The organism is Sunxiuqinia sp. A32 (assembly GCF_052690465.1).
The window spans coordinates 301,032-323,735 of record NZ_JBQYLI010000001.1 but is presented as its reverse complement, the minus strand read 5'-3'; the positions used below and the strand labels follow the sequence as shown (position 1 = coordinate 323,735).

The 22,704-nt window shown below is 39.6% G+C and carries 10 protein-coding genes; all 10 read right to left on the bottom strand.

All coding sequences use genetic code 11. The features are described from left to right. Nucleotides 1–277: 277 nt before the first annotated feature. Entirely contained in the window at nucleotides 278–3,622 is a 3,345-nt protein-coding gene (locus ACUNWD_RS01185) for a glycoside hydrolase family 97 catalytic domain-containing protein (RefSeq protein WP_445585930.1), read from the bottom strand. Between the two features lie 43 nt (nucleotides 3,623–3,665). Continuing rightward, complete coding sequence (locus tag ACUNWD_RS01180; protein ID WP_445585929.1) at nucleotides 3,666–6,329, bottom strand: carbohydrate-binding protein; 2,664 nt, start codon at nucleotides 6,327–6,329, stop codon at nucleotides 3,666–3,668. Nucleotides 6,330–6,405: 76 nt separating this feature from the next. Beyond that, nucleotides 6,406–7,374, bottom strand: a complete 969-nt coding sequence (locus ACUNWD_RS01175; RefSeq protein ID WP_445585928.1) for a hypothetical protein — start codon at nucleotides 7,372–7,374, stop codon at nucleotides 6,406–6,408. A 122-nt stretch (nucleotides 7,375–7,496) separates the two neighbouring features. Beyond that, on the bottom strand, nucleotides 7,497–8,618 hold the full coding sequence (locus tag ACUNWD_RS01170; RefSeq protein ID WP_445585927.1) for a glycoside hydrolase family 76 protein: 1,122 nt from the start codon (nucleotides 8,616–8,618) through the stop codon (nucleotides 7,497–7,499). 19 nt (nucleotides 8,619–8,637) lie between these two features. Continuing rightward, the gene (gene mgrA, locus ACUNWD_RS01165) at nucleotides 8,638–9,627 is read right to left on the bottom strand and encodes an L-glyceraldehyde 3-phosphate reductase (protein ID WP_445585926.1); all 990 of its coding nucleotides are present in this window, start codon (nucleotides 9,625–9,627) and stop codon (nucleotides 8,638–8,640) included. Nucleotides 9,628–9,865: 238 nt separating this feature from the next. Then, complete coding sequence (locus ACUNWD_RS01160; RefSeq protein ID WP_445585925.1) at nucleotides 9,866–11,827, bottom strand: glycoside hydrolase family 97 protein; 1,962 nt, start codon at nucleotides 11,825–11,827, stop codon at nucleotides 9,866–9,868. A gap of 263 nt (nucleotides 11,828–12,090) precedes the next feature. After that, nucleotides 12,091–15,042 (bottom strand): glycoside hydrolase family 2 TIM barrel-domain containing protein, encoded by a 2,952-nt coding sequence (locus tag ACUNWD_RS01155; protein WP_445585924.1) that lies wholly within the window; start codon nucleotides 15,040–15,042, stop codon nucleotides 12,091–12,093. A 71-nt stretch (nucleotides 15,043–15,113) separates the two neighbouring features. Continuing rightward, complete coding sequence (locus tag ACUNWD_RS01150) at nucleotides 15,114–17,117, bottom strand: GDSL-type esterase/lipase family protein (RefSeq protein ID WP_445585923.1); 2,004 nt, start codon at nucleotides 17,115–17,117, stop codon at nucleotides 15,114–15,116. A gap of 627 nt (nucleotides 17,118–17,744) precedes the next feature. Beyond that, a complete protein-coding gene (locus ACUNWD_RS01145) occupies nucleotides 17,745–20,126 on the bottom strand; it encodes a GH92 family glycosyl hydrolase (protein ID WP_445585922.1) in 2,382 nt (793 codons plus the stop codon). Next, the gene (locus ACUNWD_RS01140) at nucleotides 20,116–22,701 is read right to left on the bottom strand and encodes a glycoside hydrolase family 38 C-terminal domain-containing protein (RefSeq protein WP_445585921.1); all 2,586 of its coding nucleotides are present in this window, start codon (nucleotides 22,699–22,701) and stop codon (nucleotides 20,116–20,118) included. Before ACUNWD_RS01140 ends, ACUNWD_RS01145 begins: the two co-directional genes overlap by 11 nt. Nucleotides 22,702–22,704 lie beyond the last annotated feature (3 nt).

The window sequence follows — 22,704 nt, the reverse complement described above, 5'->3', positions numbered from 1 at the left end:
AATAATCTTCGTGCAACAATCACCTTCAGAAGAGCTCAGGTTTAACAAATATAGATCCTTTTGGAACTTTGTCTATTCGAGATAAAAAGGTTCCCTTGTGTTGCATCAATATAACTGTTTTAATTTATTATCTGCCCCGAAACGTTAATAAGGTAGAATTCAGGACTCGAATAGCTTTCATTGAATTTGATGTGTACCTTATCAGTAGCTATAGTGGTGAAAATCTGTATCCCACTACATCTTCCATCAACATAATTATCGAGGTAGTGCCTAAATATCATCTCTTTACGAACTTTAGTAGTTGAGGTTGTGAATTACCTATTTTGATGAAATAAATTCCAGATACTAATTTACTCACATTAACCTTTTCAGTACCAGTATTTGATGACGACCTCTTTTTAAGAAGTACTCTTGCATTTATATCTAATATTGTAATATCGGTGTTTGCAGGTACTTTATTTATTGTTATTTCATTTGATGCCGGGTTTGGAAAACAAGTTATTTCTGTTTTGTTTTCAACTGAAGTTGAAACGCTTAGCACTGGATCTGTATTTATATAATAAATAACTGTAGTAACACATCCCGCATCGTTTTGATAGATGCCGGTATATTTTCCAAATTGATCTTCTTGAATATCTGTAAATGAAAAAGTTCTGGAATTTAAAGTGAAACCATTCGGGCCTACCCATTTCCACTCACCATCCAGAGGCTGTGGGCCAACACTAACTGTACCACCTAAACCAACTCTAATATCGGTTGAAACTGTCCAGCCTGAATTATCAACATCTACATATGGAGTAATTGTTGATGGTTGGCAACCATCATTTACATATACCATATAAGATTCTATAGCGATACATCCGGTTGGGCCTGTGTAAACAGCATTATAAGTGCCCGCTTGATTTTTTTGAATATTACTTAGAGTTAAATCCCTTGTATCTGCAGAAAAATCATTTGGCCCGGTCCAACTCCATGTACCATCTGTTAGTTGCGAACTGAGCGTTAATGTTTCACCAGCATTTACTACCGCAACATCGTTTTGCACCTTATTACTATTGTCAACTTTGTAGAAAGGCACAATTTCGCAAGGAGAATCAACCTTAATTTTAAAAGTAAGTGTACTGCTACATCCGTTAGGGTTTGTATAGGTAGCAACATAATCACCTGCTTGAGGCACCTGCATATTGAATATTGAAAATTCTCTTGAATCTGAAGAAAAATTATCCGGACCAGTCCAACTCCATGTGCCATCATTTGGCTGTGGATCAAAAGAAAGTGTTTCACCGGCATCTACTGTAACCGAACTGGTTTGTTTCCATTCACCATTTGCATTAACATTTGGCCAAATATCAACTGGTTCGCATTCGTTTCCTCCGTTTTGAATCGTGATTCGGTCAATATTAACCGACCAACCATTATCATTTCCAAACTCAATGGTGTTATCTCCGGCATTTAAAGGTATAATAAATGTGCGCTGCGCCATTGCTGCACCATCATATCCGCCAGATGATTTAAATGTATAATAGTAGCCAACGCCATCATTTACTTTAATATATCCATCTCTGTCTCCTCCGGTCATATAATATACTGTCATTGCATACCTCCCTTGTTCCGATACATTTACCTCGTTAAACACGAGGGAATTACCATTTCCAAGGTTGCCAATAAATGTATCATTTGAACATTTATCATCAGGATCGTCAACTACAGAAACTCCATTCTGCGTATTAGCATCTGCTTCAGCTTCATATTTCACTTGTTCGTTTATCGCAAAAGATGAAGTTGAAAAATAGATAGAAGCCCCCCCATTATTTCGTAAATCAATACTAAGATCACTGGTACTAGTAACTTCTACTTGTTCAAATTTGATTTCAGAATCACAATCCCCATCTTTAAAAATATTAGCATAGTAAGTTGTGCCATTATTTAAAAATGAGCAATCGATATTTATAGTTCTTGCATTTTTGCATAATGATCCCAGATACCACTCGTCTCCTTTTCTTCTGGCTATAGTAGTATACTCGTCAGGACTAGCTTCCAAACATTTTATATCGTCCCAGGCAGCAGGTAACTTTTTTAGAAATTCTTTAGCGATATGGTATTTGTAGTTATTTGGTGAATCAACCATATGCTGAATTCCAGATTCAAAGACAACTCCTAAAGCCAACTGATGCCCCCAAGTAGTATATTGTTTAATTTTACCATCAGGTCTTCCAAAGTCTAAAGGTGTATAATCTATAGCCCCTATAACATTTCTGGACATCGTTAGCGTAATATTATGATTGGCCGGCAATGAGTTATACACAAAAAGGTACATTTCACCACCTAATACTGCTTCTGTTGTAATAAGGTTAGGAAATGATCGTCTTAAACCCGAAGGTTTAGTACATCCATGTAAATTTAGCATAAGTCTTTGTTCAGCTGCAATCTTATTGAGCTTGTCGTATTTTTCCAACTCTGTTTGTGAGTCATCCTTCCAAAAATCGACTTTTATCCCTTTAACACCTTTTACTTTCCAGTCAGAAAGTATATTACGTATTTGATTTTCGTCATTTTGAAAGCGGTTGGAATGAGACCAAAGCAAGACCCCAACATTTTTAGACGTAGCGTAGTCAATCATTTCCTGTAAATCAAAACTGGATTTATCCCATCCTTCATCTTGCAAATAATATTCCCAGCCCATATCTGCAGCTAAATCAATATATTTTTTTGCGAGTTCAACGGATACATCTGGATTACCTTCTTCTCCTCCCCAATCCCATGATGCTTTACCCGGTTTAATCCACGATACATCACTGATTGCGCTCGGAGGATTAAGGTTTTCAATCATTACGGATTCTACGATGGTTGGCAAATCACCAATAATCATCGTTCTCCAAGGGGTAGTAACCGGAAGTGGTGTATTAATACTACCATTTTGCCCCAGGTAGAAAAGGCCTGTGCTATTACCTGTTTTAAAAGTAGATGTTGAATAATTACCAATATTAGCAGCTTCTGTTAAGATGCAATAAATAGAATTTGCTGTATTTTTAACCAGTACCGGCGCTGCAAAAGTACCCAGTTCCACAGATTCTTGCCAGTTGCGAACCGGGTAATACTCTGAATAACCATTGCGGTATTGTTGCCCCCAGGTTTTATCAAAATTAGCTATAGCGAACTCGCTTGTTTCACTATAAACATTAACATTTCCAGTACCGGGTATGCTGTATCGGTATGCCACACCGTCGTCATATGCCCTGAAAATAATTTCAAATTCAGACGTATTCTTGCTAAGTTTTAAATTTAAGACATTACAGTGATTCGTGTAAGTTGATTTTTTACCTGATGGCAAGGTGTAGGTTTCATCAATTGTTTCCTTTGTTTCAGAAACATAAGATAATCCATCTGTAAAATCTTCTTTAGAGGTGTTTATTCCTAGAGACGATGTCGAAATTACGGTATTACCATCCTTTGTCACAGAATAGGTAACTTGTTGATTATCTAATGTAACAGAAACAACAATGCTGTTGTCGGGCGATTTGACTGTATAAACAGTTTGGGAAAACGCCGAGGTACCTCCAAGCAGCATAAAAATTGCAGCGATGTAAAATTGTCTTAAATGTAGATAGCATTCTTTTTTCATAATATAAATCTTGGCATGTTTCATTTTTTTACCGAACAACCGGCTACTTTAAGAATTTCTTGGCAAGCCGCCCATTATCTGCTGTTTGCACCGACACGAAATAGATTCCACTTGGTAGATTTTCAACATTGATTGATGCGCTTCCCTGATAGTTACCTGATTTTTCCAGAACGACCTTACCGGCATTATCAAAAATCATTATATTTTCAAATCTTTGCTTTCCGCAATCAATTGTTAAATATGTGGTTACAGGATTTGGATATATTCTCATGGTACTTGTTATTTGTAATTCGTCAACACCGGTTGGAGTTGACACAGTAATCTTAACTTCCCCAGTAGTAGTAGCTTCTCTGGAACTATCTGTAGCCTTTGCTGTCACCCAATACGTTCCAGGTGTAATTCCTGTCCAATCATAGCTATACGGAGCAAAATAATCAGTACCAAGCAGGGTTGTTCCATTATAAAACTCAACTTTATAAATTGATCCATCTTCATCAGTTGCATCAGCTTCCAAAGTAAAATTCACCTCTGTATCTTGCAAAGTAGTATCAATAGCCGGACTCGTTAGACTTACTACTGGCAGAATGTTTGAAACGGTTACATTTACATCTTCTGTTGAGGCTGTATTTCCTATATTGTCAGTTGCCCTGGCCCAGAAAGTATATTCTCCTTTCTGCACATTATCCAAGATTAAACGGTATGGACTTGAATTGTCAGTTCCAATTAGTGTTGTCCCCTGATAAAAATCAACTTTTGAAATTGAGCCATCTGCATCAGAAGCGTCAGCATCAATTGTGATAGTCGCTGGAAATACGTACGACGTATCAACTTTGGGTGTTGTTAGCGAAATTGTTGGTATTGAGTCCAAATCGGCACTCCACCAGTTGATATTCCATCCGGAGGCCTGAACATATAGTTTGATCGTTTGAGTGCCTTCTGACAAATGCACTGAAGTGCCTCCAACAGTCGTCCAGTTTTGCCAACCACCAGTACTCGGAATTGTTGTTTCAGCCAATGTTTCATCATTTTGCTGAAATAGTATCTTCCCTGCCTGTGTTGCTGCCACCCGGTAATTAATTGCATAATTACCAGATTTTGGAACATCAATTGTATATTCCAACCAGTCATTATATTTGATATAGCCAATATTTTGACCACCACCGACATCTGTCGTATTTTCAACAATTATCCCACTCATATCACTGTAATCCTCCGCCTGAATCTTTCCGGGAAACGAAGTTTCTGTAATACCAGCACTCCATTTATCAATATTCCAGCCTCCGTTATCAGCAACTATCTTAATTGATTGAATACCGGCAGTTAATTTCACATTGGAACTTACAGTGGCATAGTTTTCCAAATTACCGGTAACCGGAAAACTGATTGTATCTATTGGTAATCCATTTTGCAACAAAAAGGCTGAGCCTTCATTTGCAGCCGCAACACCATAATTCAATTTATAAACACCGGTTGTTGGAATTTCAACGATATATTCCATCCAATCACCTGCCTCAATCGAATCAACACAATTCCCCCCCGAGGGAATTGGATCAACATAAATTCCGTTTTTGTAGTTATAATCTTCTGCCTGAATTGTATCAGTTATTGATTGTAAGAATGGAGTTACTTCATGAATAACCACCGCACTGTTACATTCATTTGTTCCGGTAATGTCATCTTCCGGCATTTGTTGCAAGAAATTATTCCAGGTAATATTTAAATCTCTTCTGCGAACACTCCAGGCAGCATCTGCATTCAATTTCAAAAATGAATAATACTCATTCCACAAATAGTTTTGTCTCACAAAATCACCAAGCCAGCGGAAGTATTCCGCCATTTCAGTTCCACCACGTTGACCGGATGCAAGAATTCCATTGTTGCTTTGGTTTGTTATTACTCTGTCTGCAGTTTTTTTCGCATCGGCTAAATACTTTCCTTCTCCTGTTATTTGATATAAAAAGTTTGCAGCCCCGATAAAACTCCCCTGATTAAAAATATTTACAGCTTTCAGGACAGTTCCGTCTGCATTTATCTTATTCCATACTTCCCCTGTATTTTCATCACGTAAGGTGGATCTTAACCATTCGTATATTTCTTTTGCTTTGATTAAATAGTAGGAATCACCTGTAAATTGGTACAAATAACATGCTGCAACAATCCCCGGACCATTGCTTAATGTTTCTTTTGCTTCTTTTCTTTTACTCCACCAAATACCTCCACCCAGAGCGTCATCCCAACCCCAATTTCCACCATTTCTGGTGTGGTAGTACGCTAAATCAAACGCATATATTCCTTGTTCAAGAAAACTGGAGTCTCCAGTGTATTCAAAACCACGCAAAAATGCCAGATCACCCCAAAAAATATCATCATTATACTCATTCCACAGCCAATCTTGTGTGTTTTGAACGTTAAACGTCTTTAATAATTTTGTGATTAGCACTTTGTCCTCTTCACTACCCGTTCTAAAGTAATTATCCTCAGCCGACTGAATGTCCAACGCTTGCTGCCAGAAATAATCTTTATTATTATTATTCAATGCCGTTTTATAAAAGGTATTTCCGTTATTATCATTAAGAATGAAAGCATTATTGAAAGCATTATAGACTGAATCAGCTCTTTCGTTCAAAACCTGCCCACTTGAGAATATTGGACTTAGCACAAATAGTCCAATAACCATCGATTTAAAGAATTGTCGTGTTGTTTTCAATTTTTTATGTTTTATTAGTGTATAGTCATTTTATTTATAAAGCGAAAACTCTAATTATCTAACTCAAAATAGCCACTCATCGTTCCAATTCTCCGGGTACTTCCGGAATTCCTGGATCATCCAAAATCTGCACAGTAGTTGCAGGTCCGAGTGTTTTCCAGTCCTGCAGTACCCAAACTACTTTCTTATCCCTGGTGATTTCAACAAGTTGTGGTGAATTACCTTTTTCGTTGCCACGAGAGTTGAAAATAAGATTGCCATTTCCCAATACAGTGCAAGTCTGTGGAGCAGAGGCAAGCTCGTATTCAGCCGGTAAATCAGTTTTTGCGTTAAACTCCCAAACAGTTTCACCCTTTTGATTTACTTCACGAGTAATCCAATCCGCCTCGTTGGTTATCATGGTGTTGCCATTCTTTAACCTGACTGCAGCCCAGGGTCTGTTGATTTCGTATCTCCAGATTTCGTTGAAATTTTTATCGTACTCAATCACACATCCCATATTGAGAAAGGAGATAAGATAGGTTCCCTGAGCAGTAATTCGAGCCCTTCGAAACTGCCCATGATCGTCGTTAGGATCATCATATGGGAGTTCTTGCTCCACCTCAACTTCTCCGGTTTTTATGTTGATTATAAATAACTTTGGTGGATAACCATTTACAACAAACATCACTTTGTCTAAACCTATCGGCTGACAAGTGTGTATTCCTCCTTTTTCTGTTGTATACCGCCAGATCTCTTTCTTATCGGGTGTAACCTCTGCGATATAATCCAAACGCGTAAATAAAATATTTCCATTAGAAAGCATCCACACATCATCATGTTCACAAATCTCTCCAGAAGAATATGTCCAAATTACTTTACCATCATTAACGATGAATATTTTGTTATAATTCTCTCCTGCATAGAGCATTGGGTGCTGATCCAACCCCTGCCCGGGAAGATTTGCAGGCGTTATTCCATTGGCCCAACTGACAGCCTTTGCAGGAACTTCAGCTACTCCTTTCTCAGGAACATTAGCTGCTGTAAAAAGGTGGAGAACCTTCATACATGGTACTCCCTTTTTAGACCCGGCAAAAGAATTTGTAGCTAGAAGCAAACAAATTACACTAATGTGAAAGAGTAAACTTTTCGTTTTCGACATGGTTATCAGTATTTTTTTCCTAATGTTTAATCAGCTAAATCATAATGTCTTTCCAACTCAGCAAACCGAGCCAATATTTCAAGCATTCCACCGTGGTTCACTAAGTTGTGAATACCATTTCCATCCGAAAACAAGCCTTGCTCATTTTTTTCATTATTCAGTGTATTATCCAGACACTTTTTAAATCCGGATATATATTTCAAATCGTCATGGTACTTTAAAAGGTGCTGATATCCACGTAACAGCACGGCATTAAACCAATAGCCATCGCGAAATTTTCCACTACCATAAAAATAGGAAAGCGAGCTATCAGCTATCTTGATTGCTCTGTCCAGATACTTTTTGTCGCCTGTAATTTCATACAAATATACATTCGACTGAAGCATGGTGCCTGTATTATATGAGAATATGGCTTTCCCTATACTTTCGTCCTTCGTTTTAATATTGTCGAAATACAGTCCCTCGGGGGTTTGCAGTTTTTCGTTTGTCCAGTTGTATATCATCAAAGCCGTGTCAAGATAGGCTTCATTCTTTGTTGCATTGTACATTTTAAGGGCAACAATTACACCCGGGCCGTTGGAACAGGTATTTTTCGATTCGAAATCGTTTTCGCGCCAGTATAATCCTCCGCCAAGGGTTGTATCGTAGGCCGTCATCATAAAATCGTACATCGACTTTCCTAAATCGAGATAACTCTTTTCTCCGGTTCGCCCATAAATGTCTAATGCGGCAATTCCAATCCACTGGTTATCGTCATAGTAACGTTGTCCTCGACTCAATGATACAATGTATTCTCCGTAACCTGGCTTTGGAGGTGCAGGATCGTAATAATGCTGCATGCTTTTAAAAATGTCATCTACCAAATCAGCCTTTTTATCTACTTTCTCAACCTCGTTAGTTGCTTCAAACATGGCACATAGCGCCCACAACCAACTGTATTCGCGCCGATGTCCAAATTTAGTTTCCCTTTTTGTCGGATCTAACTCCACAAAATAGTAACCGGAAGCATGGTCGTGGAAATTTTTTTCAATAGCTGAGTGCAATTGTTGCATCTCCTTTTTATAAAATTTGCTACTGTCGTTCTTTTTAGCGTAAAGAACATTTGCAACCATGGCAAAAAGCAAAACCGGTAAAATTGATTTTTTCATGTTCATTTGTGTTCGAGTTTTAAGCAGTAAGAATTTGTTCGATTTGAGCCAGTTCAGCATCCGAAAATTTCGGATTATTCAAAGCAGCTATATTATTTTCCAATTGTTTTACTGAGCTTGCACCAATTAAAACAGACGTAACCCGTGGGTCTTTCAGTAACCAAACCAAAGCCATTTGAGCCAATGTTTGTTCTCTTTTAATCGCAATCTCATTTAACTTTTTCACCTTTTCTATGGCTGGTCCAACCATTTCCGGTTTCAGAAAGCCCCATGATTTAGAAGCTCTCGATCCTTCCGGAATTCCATTCAGGTATTTATCGGTAAGCAGCCCTTGAGCCAGCGGTGAAAACGGAATACATCCTATGCCTTCCTGCTCCAGCACATCCAGCAAACCATCTTCAACCCAGCGTTCGAACATGGAGTATTTTGGTTGATGAATTAAGCAAGGAGTTCCCAATTCCTTCAGGATTTTTGCTGCCTCAGCAGCCCTGTCGGCCGGATAGTTAGATACACCAACATACAATGCTTTTCCCTGACGAACAGCCTGATCGAGCGCCATCATCGTTTCTTCAAGCGGCGTATTGAAATCGGGACGATGCGAATAAAAAATATCGACATACTCCAAATCCATTCGCTTTAAACTTTGATCGAGACTTGACAAGAGGTTTTTGCGACTCCCCCATTCACCGTAAGGTCCGGGCCACATATAATAACCTGCTTTGGATGAAATGACGAGTTCATCGCGATAAATTCCCAGGTCTTGTTTCATAATCTTACCGAAGTTTTCTTCAGCTGACCCGGCTGGCGGGCCGTAATTATTCGCCAAATCAAAATGTGTGATTCCCATATCAAAAGCCCTGCGACACATGGCACGGCCGTTTTCAAATACGTCAACACCTCCAAAGTTATGCCAGAGCCCTAAAGAGATAGCAGGCAGTTTCAATCCCCATTTTCCACATTTGTTGTACAGCATTTCGCCGTACCGGCTTTCATCAGCAACGTAACTCATTTTAATTTTTTTAATTATTCACGATCAAATCGATTTATATAAAATTTGCGCATTACTTTTTGGCTTAGGCAATACGATTTAATTCTTTTTAGCTCCCCCATTCAAATTATAGATAGAAAATAGAATCTCAATTAGTTTCACTAGTCTATCTCTGAGTTGAAAAGCGATGAAATCAAGACATGCTTAAAGGCAATATCCTGATTTCATATTTTGCTTTATTATGAAAAAAATTTAAACCTTATTTCAATGAGCCAGCCCAACCACCATTGCGTGCCATAGTAATGCTCAATTTGGTTTGGTTATTAACGCTGATTGTTTTCTTCTTATAATCTAGTCCCTGGCGATCGGCATTGATTCCGTCTTCGAATGAAGTGAGGGTAAATTCCTTGCCATCCGGCAGAAAATCGAAACTTACATCAATAGTTCTACCTTTATCATTTGTCATTCCACCAACAAACCACTCATCTCCTTTACGTTTGGCAACAACAACAGCCTCTCCCACTTTGGCATAAAGCACTTTTGTTTCATCCCAGGTTACCGGTACGCTTGAGATAAAATCAGTACACTCACGTTCGCGGTAATAAAGCGTAGGATTATCGGCCAACATTTGAAGTCCACTCTCGAAAATTACAAACATCGACAACTGATTTACGCGGGTTCCAACGCTTGCATTGTTCGGACGAGATGCATTATAGCAGAATGGTTGCATATTAATCATGGCCCCTGGAGTAAAATCCATTGGCCCAACAGCATTCCGGATAAACGGAAGGAAGATAGTGTTTTCGGGACGACAGCCGCCACCTTGTTCCAAACCACGTACTCCTTCAAAAGAAAGCACATTTGGATACGCGATATTCAACCCGGCGGGTTTAAAAGAACCGTGGAAGTCGACAAACAACTTGTATTTCGCAGCCTCTTTAGCTACCCGTTCGTAGTAATTCACCATCCACTGGTCGCTGCGGTCCATAAAATCAATTTTTACACCTGCGATACCCCACTCGCCGTACTTCTCGAACAAATCAAAGTTATTTTCAACGGTCAGCCATGTCAACCACAATACCAGTTTTACATTTTTTTCGTTGGCGTATTTTATCAATTCAGGTAAGTCTAAATCCGGAGTAGCATGAAAAGGATCGCGTGTACTTACTGACCAACCTTCATCAAGAATAATGTAAGGAATTCCAAATTCAGAGGCAAAATCAACGTAATACTTATAGGTGGCCGTATTAACACCTGTTTTAAAATCAACTCCGTAAGGCGAAAAAACGGCATTCCACCAATCCCAGCTAACCTGTCCGGGTTTAATCCAGCTCACATCACCCAATACATTGGGCGTAGATAATTTCGCCACCATCTCATTCTCCAACAGCTGTTTATCTTCTTTGGAGATAACAAATAGTCGCCAAGGGAAATTACGTGTTCCGGGAGTCTTGGCAATATAATCAGCCAGTTTCGTTAATTTCAGGCTACGGTCGCCATCATCGCCAAATTCCAGTGGGCATTTAGGAAAAGCTGATTGCATACCATTGTTGCCTGTACTTTTCAGAAACATACAAGGATAGTCCGATAAATCTGCTTCCGAAATAAGAATTTTGTATTGTTTATCGGTTTCAAGTAAAACAGGTAGAATTGTCATTTTATCGTCCGCCTTGTATTCGTTTGTTTTCACATGTGAATAAGCATGTTCGTAGGAAGTTTTAAACGAACCAGTAAACGACAAATGCGATAAATAAGTAGACGGAAACTCAATCCCAAAATCCTCGTCGATTACTTCAACATCACCATCTTTGCGGGTAATAAACCGATACGCCACGCCATCGTCGTACGCGCGGAATTCTACAGAATAATCGTTTTTGAAGTTTAACAACAGCACATTACAATTATTTTCGATTGTTGCATTCTTCAATGGAATTGTTGGTACAATTGTCTCATTAATTGAAGAAAACTTTTTGTTTTTTAATTTCGGATTTTCGCCAAGCGATTCGTTTTGAAGATTCAACTGCAAAGAGCAGTTTGTCAATAAAACATCCTGTCCGTAAGAAATGCTGTAAACGATTTTATCATTCAAGTCTACATTGACTTTCAACTCGCCGTTAGGTGATTTCAATTCTAAGGGGGCAGCCCAAAGGCTTGCTGTGCTAAAAATCAGACACAGTGCTATAACGAATGATCGTTGTAGCTTTTTAGTAGTAATTTTCATAGTCTTTGTATTCGAAATTTTCATTTATATATATTTATTTTTCTGAAAGAATATTAATTCACGCACGATTGAGAACACTGGTGTATATCACATTTTAAAACAGATACATTCAACCTAGATCTGAAAACTCGATCCGTACTCTCCTGTTATGTAAATTGATGATGAAACCAGCTTTCCAATTTTTTGTAAATGTCTTGCTCTTTAAACATTGCAGTTAGACCGCAAAAAAGAACTACATTATTTATCATTCATTATTGTACAATTTATTCAACATTGACATTACCGTATATTTCTAAATCACCAATGGCCAGCCTGCTATTTTCCGGATAAACATCGATAACTGAAAACCGGATGTATCTAATATTTTTGTAATTGTAGAGTACAGGTTTGTAATCCTGACCCGATACCTTCTTATTCTTAAACGAGGAGCTCCATTCATTTCCGTTTGAAGACACGTCCATGGAATAGGTATACCAGTCGCTATCTTTTCCCCAGTTTATTGTATGCCCCTGCAGCTTGTAAGCTTTCTTTAAATCGAAAGTGATTGAATAAGGAAACTCGCGTTTTTTTGATTTCCATATGGTTTTTGATGAACCATCAGACAGGTATTCAAGACTTTCCGTATCATCATTATCAGAAATTGTAATCATTGAGGCGGAAAGAGGTACTCTAATTAATTCCGAAGAGGAGGCTTTTTCTTCAACAAAATCAACGTCTTCCTTTTCACTCTTCCAATTGAAGTGCTTGCCATCGGGCACAAAATAATCGCTACTGGCAATGCTATTTATGGTTGCTTTAGCTGATTTCAGACCTTCACTTTGCGCGGTTATAACAATCTCTCCCGGTCGATTTGTAGTCCTTACAATACCATATCCAATGCCACCCTTGGTTTGTTGGCTTGCAACCTGAATTCGTGGAATATTGGCTCCAATCAATTCTCCCTGTCCACTAACACTGGTTTGTACTAAGAAAGATTGAAACGGGAGAGTGTTGCTTACCAGAGTACCGTTTTTATCACAAACTTTTATATAATAGGGAATCATATCAGAACCATCTGCAATCGGTAATATACCTTCGTCGGCTATCTCTATTTCCAGATGATGTGGTTTCCCAGGTGTTTTCACTATATGCTTACAAACAACCTTATTATCAATGATACCTTCTGCTTTTAATTCTCCCGGTTCATAACTTTCCATATTAAACTTATAATAGGGACTGCCACCTTTTTCGGCAATTGCAGGAGCCGTTTTAGCATTTTCGCAACGAGTTATCTCTTGTACAAATTGGTTGTTTCGATAAAACTTGACCTTATCGCAATTTGAAAATACGATGATAGCTGAATCCAGCTGTGGATAATTGTTGTAACTGGCAATATATACCATGGGACCATAAACCGGGTTACGGGCATCTTGCATGGCCTGTAATTGATAGTAACTATGTTTCTCATAGCGGTCGATATCGACCACACCAGTAAAAGCAGTGATCGGATCAGATCCTCTTGGGTAGTCGTTATAACTCCATAAAAAGTGACCGCTTATTCTGGGATTGGCATCCAGCTTTCCATGATCCCAATATGAGTTTCCGTTTAAATTATCCTGCCGTATTTTGCACACGGCCAGGAGACCTTTTTGAGTATATATTCTACTGGTGCGTAACCCATCTTCATTATCTGGATTTGCCAGCCAGGTATCTCCCCATTCTCTGGTAATAAAAGGCATTTCTGGCATTGGATCTGTACCATCCGGATTGGTTACTTTGTAGCTCACATCATAAAATTCTCTGCCATGAGCTTCAAAATCATCGGCAGTAAACATTTGATCACCCGGCATTTCCTGATGGGCAACCTGAACAATCTCTTTCGCCCAATACCCAGGTGATGGTGATTCATTCAAGCTTGCTTCCCACAAGAAAATAGAGGGATGATTTCGGTCTCTTCGAATCATCTCCCGCACCTGTTCGTGTGTACGGGCAATAAAGGTTTCGTTGTCACTAAAAAATTGCCATCCCGGCTCACACTCAATCACTAAAAGTCCAATTTCATCACAGGCATCAAGAAATTCGGTCGAAGCAGGATAATGGGCAGCCCGAACAGAATTATACCCACCTTTTTTAAGTTGGAAGGCATCGCGGTACTGCATTGATGTGGATGCGGCATCGCCTATATTTTGGTAACATTGATGACGATTAGCACCCCGCAGGTATAATTTTTCTCCGTTAATGTAAAATCCGTCTGCTTCCCCTTCTGCGGATAGAAACGAAAAAGTACGTATCCCTGCGTTGGTATTTTTAGTGTCAGACAATTGATTATCGTTATACACCTCTGATACCAAGCTGTACAAATAGGGATGATCAGGATGCCACAAATTGGGATTTGTAACGGTAAACGATTGCTCAAAAACATGATCAGCATTACGCTCAATATTTGAGGAACTTTCCGCTTTTGCGACAATGTTTCCATCGCTGTCTTTCAACAAAGTAAGCAATCGGCAATTGCTTTTCAAATTCGTTTCATTGATGATATGCGTTTTTACATTTACATCAGCACTTTGCCTACTTACTTTGGAATAACTGATAAATATTCCACCTCCTGCTACCTTATTTGCCTGCAAGGGATCAGAAATATAGAGTTTGTTGGTAACTCTCAATTTTACATTCCGGTAAATTCCTCCATAATAGTTAAAGTCCATTCCAGTTAAAGGCTTACCGGGAGGGGTCAAGGGATCATCGACATTAGAAACACGAACAGCAAGCACATTATCCGTGTCAAATTTTATTTTGTTGGTTAAATCAACTACAAAACCAATATAACCGCCATAGTGAGATTTTAACTTCTCACCATTCAAAAAAACATCACAGTTCGATTGAACACCATCAAAATAGACTTCAATCTTTTTATTTTTATAAGCTTCAGGAAGTCGAAAATACCTTCTGTACCAACCAATACCCTGATAATTATCACCTCCTCCAGAATGCTTTTTTTCAAGCCTCATGGTATGTGGAATACTAATGGCATACCAGTCTTTGTCATTAAAGTCGGTTGTTTCAGCATCTTTTACATCACCTCTGAAAAATGCCCAGTTCGAATTGAAATTATAATTGATAATATCTTCATTTCCAGAGGTATTTTTAGTAACAACATTACAGCTGGATGATAAGCAATGTATTACTAAAATAGCCATTAAAATACCTAATACTTTTGGTGCATTTCTTTTCAATTGCAATTTAGTTTAATTTTAGGTTTAGTAATTCCGGTTTTATTCAATTGGTTGTGATATATTTCTTTTCATCATTCAATCAAAAATTTCTTACTGTAACTTCCATCCCGGCTATGCACTTTAACAACGTAAATACCTTTCTTTAATACCGAAGTTTCTAACACACTTATCCGATTCAAATTCTCTGCATGCACAAGAATTCTCCCATCCAAACTATACACACTCGCGCCATAATTCTTTAGTTTTGTCTGGATCGCGATATGGTCTTTTGCAGGATTTGGATAAACTTCGAAGACACTTTCGACTATATCCGGGTTTGCTGAAGTAGTACCATTTACTGTTATCGTAAAAGTATATATGCTTTGTTTTCCACAGTCGTTGGTGTAAGTCGCAGTATAAGTCCCTCCCTGGTCGGTATGCATATCAGAAATAGCAAACTCGCGCTCTGCGGATGTAATTCCATTTGGTCCATTCCAACTCCAGGTACCATCGGTTCTAGGCTGCGGACCAAAAGTAATAGTTCCTCCTTCATCCAGTGATGCACTCGAAACTTGCTGCCAACCTCCATTATTTACATTTAAGTATGGAATAATTTCAGGTGAAACGCATTCTATTGAAATAGTAAATTCAAGGGAATCTTTACAGCCAGCATCATTCGTGTATACTGCCCAATAGATTCCTGCATTTTCTTTTTGAACATTATTCACCCTTGCTTCTCTATCCTCTGATTTAAAATCATTTGGACCTATCCAACTCCAACTACCATCCATTGGCTGTGGTCCAAAACTAACACTAGAACCTGCTGCTACTTCAACCGTAGATTCGTTGGCCCAACCAGTATTATTTAAGTACGGAACCAGGGAAGGACAAGTGAGCATTCCTTCAACATTGACAGTATATACAACTTTTCCCTTACAGCCATTGCCATCGTAATAAATAGCCGTATAATCACCTGCCTGTTGCGTTCCAATATAATTGATTGTTAATTGTCTAGAGTTACTAAAAAAGCCATTTGGTCCGGTCCAAGTCCAAATGCTTTCACTGGCAGGTGATACTTGTGGTGAAAACTTCAGTGTACTGCCAGGGTTCGTTACTAAATAAGTGTAAGTCTGAACTGCACCATTATCTATTTGAAAGTTTGGCGTAATAGCTATGCTACAACTATTTAGTGAAACCATGAAGTTTCGGATACTCCGCTCACCACTTGTATTCGTAAATACAACCGAATACGAACCTCCCTGATTTTGTTGTACATCGGTTATTACCGGAGTTCGAACTGTGGAAGTAAAACCATTAGGTCCTGACCAACTCCACGTTCCCTCATCCATAGAATTAGGTTTAAATGTCAGGTCGTCTCCAATATTTAAAGACACGGTATCGTTTTGCAAAGAATCTGCTCCATTTACAGAAAAGTACGGAATAATAGTTTGGTGAGCGCTAATCGAATCAAAAGCGAAACCAGACATTAATAATGCTCCGGCAGCGTTTGGATGAAGCTGATCGGGAAACAACGAAGATGAATCCAGCAATGGTGTGTGATAATCTATTATGTAAGTATTCCTAAGCTCACTGATTTCATCAATAATTGGAATTATATCCATCTCAATATTTTCATTCTGAGATGAAGTATTAAAAGTTGGAGGCGGATAACACAAGTACACAATTGGCTCAAAACCATTACTTCGACTTAGGAATGTATCAATCATAGCAATATAATCATCCTTAAATCTATCTTTTACTGAATCCCAAATACCTGCATCATTCGTACCCAACGAGATAATCAGAATTTGGGGATCGGCATCAAGTGCTTTAGTAAAGTTGCCTTCTTCCCAATAAGTCCCCGGTGCTGTTTTTGTCATTTTTGATCCGCTTACACCGTAGTTCAAAACTGAATATTTACCTCCTAGTTTTACATTAAGCTGACTAGGCCAGGACTGTCCTGAATTTCCTAATCCGTAGCCAGCAGTAATACTATTCCCCACACATACTACACGTATTGGCTCCTGCCCCATTAAATTAACAGTCAATGCTACACTGAGAAATAGCAATGCTGATAAATTTATCAATCCTCTCATCTATCTTTAATTTATTATATCTATCCACTAAAAATACGCTTCCTATTGACTCATAAAAACACTCAAATACTGCCAGTTATAACACTACAAAGTATGGTGATAAACAATACTTGTTATTGATTTTTCTGACCAATTTCCCAACCCACTTGCAGGAACAGCTTATCATTGATACCATAATTGTTAAAATTATAGTCTGTGTGCGCAAACGAATACTTTGTTTTCAACCATTAAGTCCCAGGAGATAGAGTTTGTGGACAGATAAAAAGCATGCTAAAAAACATATTTTATCGGGGATAATTAGAAACAGCTTAATAAGTTTAAGTTGTAATATTATGTCATATTCTAATGTGAACTCTCGACGATTTAGTAATCAACAATTTTGAAATAAAAATCAATTTAATTTGAAATAACTTCTATTTCACGAATACATAAAGCTCCTTAACCATCAAGATTAAAGAGCTTTATAAATTTTTAAATACCTCCTTTAAAAATGCTAAATTGGTCAGGAGGCTAAAAAACAAAATTCAACACATCTATTTCATAGTGTCTTTGACTGTTTAAGCGAGCTGCAAATCGCAAGATTCTGGGATAGAATGGTCATTCCTGTCAGCTATCAAAATATCATTACTATAAATCCACTCCCCATTTCTCATTCGGTTCAGCGCCCAATTCCAGTTCCAGGACTCCCCCAGCTGCTATTTCTGTATAATCCAAGTAGCACCTTTCCAAAGATTGTCCGTTTAAGCTTGCTCTTTGGATATAGATATTTTGGGGCGAATTGTTGTTTGCTTTTACCGTAAATGTTGTTCCAGTTGTGTAATCTTTATCCAACTGAATAGTTATTTCATCAAAGACAGGACTGGTTATCTCAAACCGCAGATCTCCAGGACAAACCTGGTGCAAACCAATAGAAGCCAATACATACCAGGCAGACATCTGCCCCACATCTTCATTACCCACAAGCCCTTCTACTTTGTTATTATAAGCCCTGCGGCAAATCTCCCTGGTCCATTTCTGGGTCAGCCATGGGGCTCCCAAACGGTTAAATAAAAATGGCACATGATGGACCGGCTCATTAGCATGGTTGTAATAATAGTTCCACATCATGTTTTCAGGGACATTGTCAAAGAAGTTGGTCAAATCAGCCAGCACTTTATCCCTGCCCCCCATCAACTCGACCATTCCTTCCACATCATGGGGGACAAACCATCCCTGTTGGTAAGGGTTACATTCAACCGTTCCATGCCATTCCTGTAAACGCCCCCTTTCAGGCCACTCCTTCCAGCTTCCGTCTTCGTTCCTTGCACGGAACCACTCTACTTCAGGATCAAACACATTGTGATAGCTTTGGGATAAGTTCATATACTTATTGTAGTCATCGTCTTTAGATAATGCTTTTGCCAACTGCGCCTGACACCATTCCGTATAACTAAGTTCCAGCGTATTGGAAATAGAGAACTCACCAATAGCAAAACCGGCGCTCCCCGAATCAACAGCGTCACAACGTACTGTAAAGCCTAGCTTTTCATTCCCACTATGTTCACAGGTAGCTAACGAAACCCGATAGGCTTGGTTCATATCATAGCCCCTGATCCCTTTTGCATAAGCATCAGCCAATACAGAAATCGCAGGATTACCAACCATACAGCCACTATATGCATTCATCAATTCCCAGCGTTCAAAATAGCCTTTGCCACTTTCATCCGCCAGGCTGATCAGTGAGTTCAGCATATCATTTACAACATCCGGGTTAATCAGGGTTTGTAGAGGAAACTGGCTGCGGAAAACATCCCAGCCACTAAAGATGGTCCTTTTGGTGAAATTTTCGGATACATGTACCATTTTGTCACCACCAACATAGAGGTCGTCTACATCTTCAAAAGCCCGTGGATCGAGCAAAGTATGATACAGTGCGGTATAAAACACAGCTCTTTCATCATCTGTACCACCCTTTATACTAATTTCTGCTAAAGCTGTATTCCAAAGATCATGCGCCTTTTCTTTTACATCATCAAAATCCCAGCCCTTGATTTCCGTCTCAAGGTTCTTTCGAGCCCCTTCCACACTGACAAAGGAAACTCCTGCTTTCAAAACCACTTGTTCGTTCTCCTTCGTTGAAAAATTTGTAAAGAACCCAAGGTGTTTACCTTCTTTCTGCTTCAACCCAAAGTTGATCTCTGAATTGGTAATCGCTTCCTGGTAACGCTCACTGGTCACATCCTCAAGTTTGCGTGTCCAGTCATCAGGGATATCTGCATTCCAAATCCCGTATTCCTTCAGCGGTTTACTAAATTGGGCATAGAAATAAACCGTATAATCGGACTTGCCCAGTCCATTGCCCCAGCCTCCACCTTCAGGCGGACACAACATAAATCCAGCTATGGTATGCTCATCTATAACTTCAACCTTTTGCAAAGTAGAGGTACCGCCAACCCTGCGTGCCAGGTCAACCTGGATACGGGATTGTTCATTCTCGGAAAACGTAAAACGGTAAATTCCACAATGAGGGGTTGCAGATGTTTCCACCTTCACTTTATAATCGTCCAGGACTACTGAATAATATCCGGCAGTCGCTTCTTCTGTCTCCTTGGAATAACGGGAGCGATAACCTGCTTCCGGCTTATCTGCTTTTCCGGCACTGGTTTTTAGTTCACCGGTTGTCGGCATCACCAAGAAATTACCAAGGTCGCCGTTCCAGCCAATACCACTCATTTGTGTAAGGGCAAACCCTTCAATGGTGGTATGCTCATAACTGTAACCGGAACCATTGTCGCCACCAGTAATGGTGTTCGGGCTCACCTGCACCATACCAAAAGGGATGGCCGCCCCGGGGAAGGTCTTCCCTAATCCATGGTAAACACCTGCAGCATCGGAACTCGTACTAGCCCCAATAAAGGGGTTGACATAGGATGCAGCATCCACTTCTTCAGGTTTATCATTCAATGAAGCAGTACAGCCAGCAAAAAGAATCGTTACTACAAATGGCAGGTATTTTATTTTACTGATCATCTTTTCTCATTTTTACATTGGTTAGTTTTATTGTTTGAAAACCAAATTGTGGAAGTGAAAGCTTGGTAGTCATTTCACCATTACTTGCCTTATTTGCCTGAACATCCGAGATCTTCTTACCATTTAAATCAACCTGTTCCATCTTGTCAGCAGTACAGTTCCATATAACTTCATGCTGCTTATCGACTGATGAAGTACTATAAAATCTAACTAGCATATCGCCTCCATCCATCGTTACCGAACTCACATGAATGTTAGCATCATCGTATTCAAGTAAAGAACGCTTCAACGGATTACTATCCGATTTTACAAAACTTCCAGTCAAAGGCTCGTTCCATTCATTGCTTGCTACCTCAACACCTGCTGCTTCCCAGTCGCCTGCATGTGGTAGCAATGCATAGTGCATATGCGTCGGTCCATGAACCCGATAGTTACGGCCCCATAATGCACGGCCTACATACTGAACGGTCAATCCCAAAGGCAGTTCTTCTGTCTGAAGGTAACTCGTGGTATGATCAGTGAACAATGCCACACCGTAAGCCTTCGATGCATCCTCAATATCAACCCAGTTCAAAACAACATTGTGTTTGATGCTGTCCCAACTTGAATAAAGGGTATTATCCAGTTCACTTTCGCAAACATCAAACGGACCATTCTTCAATAGCTTCTCTCCCAATCCTTGCAATGGAAATTGCAAATGGAGCTTATAATTATCATTATAGAACGCTTTAGCTCTTACTTCTGCTTTGTAGTTATTGCTCTGGTCATAAGCCCCAATACCCGGCTGGCCATCCCAGTCAATGTGAAGTTCAAAGTCAATGCGTGGATTGTGTTTGTTGAATGTTATCACTTGGTAATAACTATTGCCTGCAAGTTTGTTTTCTACTTTGATACGAGTGAACATCCCACCGTCTTCCATAATGCTCACTTTGGCCGGAGTATCAGACCCGTCGTGGAATTTACTTTCCCTGTAAAAATACCCACGAAGATCGTTCAGCTCCTTACCTTTTTCAACCAATTGCCTGTTATCATTTTTCTTGTCGACCAAACTGGTGATGGTACCACCACGTTTTGAATCGATCAAAGCAGTGTAGTATTCGGTCTCAATTATCACATTCCCGTCGGAAAGTTGCTGTGCCGATACCGGCGAAGTTTTACTTTTCTTTTCCTTCACCACATAGGTACAATAGCCCATACCCGGTACTGTTGCTTCAAATTGCAACATCAGTTGGCCATCGTTATCAGCCGTACATTGAGACGGGAGTTCTTTGCCATGCTGGTCGATCACAACCATCCCTTTAAGTTTCATGCTTCCAGGCAATTCTACTGAAACACGGTCGGTACGGATGTTTCCCAATGTATTGAAAACACGGATATATTTTGCATCATTACCTTCCACTTCCGAAAACAGCCTTGCAATCTTTTCGTCTGCAATGCGGTTTGAAGACCCCGTCCAGCGGGTAACCTTGTCAGCCCATGTATTCCCAGGCCTCCCGTTGTACGGAACAATCCAGCAATCATGGTGTTGGGCAAGCATCAAGGTACGCCATGCTTCTGCAAATTCTGCATCAGGCCAAGCCTTCCCCGTGTACAAATAATCCAAAGAGGCCATCTTCTCAGCCATTACAACTCGGTTCTCACCAACCCTGACTTCCTGGGCAAGTTTTTGCAAAACCTGCGAGCCCCATACCAAACCTGGCTTCACATCTTCAAGCCTAAAAGCCCAATCTGTAGCTTCAACCTCGTCTTTTACCATATCAATGTATTCTGTCCAGGTTGTGTAGATAGATGGTTTGTAGTATTCTTTAATTGCATTCCCCAACCAAGGGCCATGTGCCCAACCAGCATCCTGAAAAGTCATTCCTACCGGGTACTTTATCCCATCTGCAAAGCAAGCAGCAATAAACTCCTCAGAGTTTGCATTTGAGTTTGTCGCATAGCAATTTATAGTTGACAATCCCTCACATTCGTACCTTGGCACAGCCGGCATACTTGTTCCGTCAGGGCCAATCCAGTTTACAAGGTCTTTGCCAAAAGCACTGGTGTAACCACCCCAGCAGGTATTTGGGTTTCGCAAAACCGCGTATTTAAAGCCAAAACCTTTCAAAATTTGCGGCAAACTGCTTGTAAAACAAGGTTCTTCAACCGAATAGGTAGTGAAGGTGGCTTCTGGGAAATACTCCCGAATTTTCGCCATACCATATTTAAACTGACGGATATTACTCTCTCCTGAAACATTATAGCAATATGGTTGTGCCCAGGTTGGGTTCACAAACTCAATGCCCCCAAAACGTCCGGTGGTGGAATAATACTCCTGCAATGCCTTGAAGTTCTCAGCATCATGAACACTCACAGTATCCCAGGTTTCCGGCTCAATCTCCAAACAGATTTTCCAGTCAGGATTTGCCGTGAGCTTTTCAACCATAAACTTTGCCTGCCATTCTGGATAATGGCCATATACACCACCATGATATCCATCAACAAACCAAGTCTTTTGCTGAGCCTGAAGTGAAAATGCCCCCAAGACTAAAACAACGAGTATAATGAACTTTGAATACAGATTGTTATTCTTCATTTT